The following is a 2,465-nucleotide window of genomic DNA, read 5'->3' on the forward strand; positions in this document are numbered from 1 at the left end:
ATTGGCAAGTCTGAGGGTGACGAAGCCCGTATCGAAACGCCAAAAGGCGTGGTCGAGTATGAGATCATGAAAGTGATCTATAGCTAATTTAGCTCAGCCTTAGCTTCGCTAACCTACCTCAACTGATTAAGGTGAGTTTACTTGATCATTTGGGGTATTTTTTTATTCAAATTACACAATGCTACTGTTTTAATTCCTTAAATTTAGTAAATAATCAGTTCAATTTTAATTAAATAGCTGATTAGTTACTTTATATAAAGGACTCTTACCACACTATTTATACCAATACTACCACGCAGCCAGTCAATGATATCAAGGCAATGGTGTCACTGCCGAATGGCGTACAGCTATTGTCACTAAACAAACTATTACCAACGCTTGCTACCACTGGCGGTGATAGTTACCAAACTATCCAGCAAGTTGGCAATACTATGGTCATACGCGCCAAGGTTCAATAAAAATAAAACTGAGGTTAAAAATAAAAAAATATTAAAGTTGATAAAAGGTCTGGTGGGCTAAGCATTTAGTCCACCAGACCTTTTTTTATGATAGCGTTTTGCTCATGGATATGGTAAAACGCTGCTTTAAGCTTAGGATATAACTGCTTGATGCAGTGACAAAAATATCTGAGATTTAGAAAATATCATTTTTCTTTATATAGAATTGGTCTATTAATTATATTATTAAGTTTTGTCATAAAAAAGATAAAACCAAAACCTAAGATTGACGTAGTGAGCACTCCTATCATGTTTTGATCGAAAATTAGGCTTTTAGTATCTTCGTAGGTTATTTGCAGATCCTCCTCTGCTCCCTCAACTTCTAAAACAACTAATTGTGGTAATTTATTGGATGCGCCTAAAAAATCGGGCTGATAGTACCATCCAATTTTTGCATCTTTACCGAGCCTTGGTTCAAGATATTTAGGGTCTATACACGATCCAGAGGTAATACTACCAAGCACATTATAGCTACAGCCATAAAGCGTTATCTGATTGGGGTCTTCGATAGATTGTAAGGCTATACTAAACCCTGTATCAGTGATGATACCCTCAGTGTATTGCAGTTCCGACTCCTGCGGAAAACCTCTACCTTGCCATTCCAAAAAATTGAGTACAATGATGAAGGATATCAACGAGACATTTAGAAACGTATCAAACTTTTGAGATGCTGATTTTTTTTTAAACTTATTTAGCATAGGATTTTCTTTAAAATATTATTCTGATGAGTTTATAGACTCAAGGTTAGAATGGCTACTGGAAAAATGGCTTATGGATAAAGCTACAAAGCTTAGCTTCTAAAATATATGTAAAGCCACTATTTACCACCTTACATATTCATAATACGACACTACTTGTCGTATTGTTTGGAAAATTCTCTCATGATTACAGTGACTTACAGAGCATTTTGGTAAAATAGCACCCTACTAACGAATTGGTAATCTCCTCTATGGCAACCATCAATTACGAAAGACTTCAAGGCAAACTCAACATCTTAGCCGATGCGGCCAAATATGATGTGTCTTGCTCATCATCTGCTGGCACGCGCAAAAATCAAGGCGGCGGTTTGGGTGATGCTTCAGCGACAGGTATCTGTCACAGCTATACTGAAGACGGTCGCTGCGTCAGCCTCCTCAAAATCTTACTCACCAATCATTGTATTTATGATTGTGCATACTGTACTTCTCGCAAAAGCAATGACACCCCGCGCGCGGCTTTTAGCGTTGAAGAAGTGGTTGATCTCACCATGCAGTTTTATCGTCGTAACTATATCGAGGGGCTATTTTTGAGCTCAGGTATTTTTAAGAGTGGTGACTATACGATGGAGCGCTTGGTTGAGGTCGCCAAGATACTGCGTACTCGTGAGCGCTTTAATGGATATATTCATCTAAAGACCATTCCTGGGGCCTCAAAAGAGCTTTTATTAGAAGCAGGTCTGTACGCGGATCGTCTCAGTGTTAATATTGAAATACCGACCAAATCAGGTTTGGCACTGCTTGCTCCTGAGAAGTCGCATGACGAATTAAAAGCACCGATGGAAACGGTAAAGACTGAAATCATCACCATCCGCGAGAGCCAAAAAAAGCATAAAAAAGCACCGAAATTTGTACCAGCGGGTCAAACCAGCCAAATGATTGTAGGTGCGAGTAATGAGACGGATCTGCAAGTGATTCAGTTGTCTAGCCATTTTTATAAAGAGTATGATCTCAAGCGTGTTTACTACTCAGGCTACGTACCGATGCTCTCTGACACTCGCCTGCCAGCGATTGGCACGCCTGTCCCTATGGTACGCGAAAACCGTCTGTATCAGGCTGATTGGCTCATGCGTTTTTATGGTTTTGGTGCGCACGAAATCGTCGAGCCTGAATCCCCATTTTTGGACTTAGACTGCGATCCAAAGCTGGCTTGGGCGATACGTCATCGCGAGCATTTTCCGGTCAATATTCAAACCGCAAGCTATGACATGAT

General features: G+C 39.9%; 3 protein-coding genes and 1 pseudogene. 3 read left to right on the forward strand and 1 reads right to left on the reverse strand.

Annotated elements, in window-relative coordinates; all coding sequences use genetic code 11:
- Positions 1 to 87: pseudogene (greA, locus tag ACTXGO_RS12380) on the forward strand (transcription elongation factor GreA); the annotation flags it as partial.
- Positions 88 to 320: 233 nt separating this feature from the next.
- On the forward strand, positions 321 to 458 hold the full coding sequence (locus ACTXGO_RS12385) for a hypothetical protein (RefSeq protein ID WP_317198500.1): 138 nt from the start codon (positions 321 to 323) through the stop codon (positions 456 to 458).
- A 185-nt stretch (positions 459 to 643) separates the two neighbouring features.
- Here ACTXGO_RS12385 and ACTXGO_RS12390 read toward each other — a convergent pair whose 3' ends face one another.
- Positions 644 to 1,195, reverse strand: a complete 552-nt coding sequence (locus ACTXGO_RS12390; protein WP_317198501.1) for a hypothetical protein — start codon at positions 1,193 to 1,195, stop codon at positions 644 to 646.
- Positions 1,196 to 1,446: 251 nt separating this feature from the next.
- Between ACTXGO_RS12390 and ACTXGO_RS12395 the strand changes: the two genes are divergently transcribed.
- Positions 1,447 to 2,465 (forward strand): putative DNA modification/repair radical SAM protein (locus ACTXGO_RS12395; protein WP_443574754.1); only part of this gene is annotated, 1,019 nt, incomplete at its 3' end.

The sequence above is a fragment of the Psychrobacter sp. T6-1 genome, assembly GCF_052258445.1.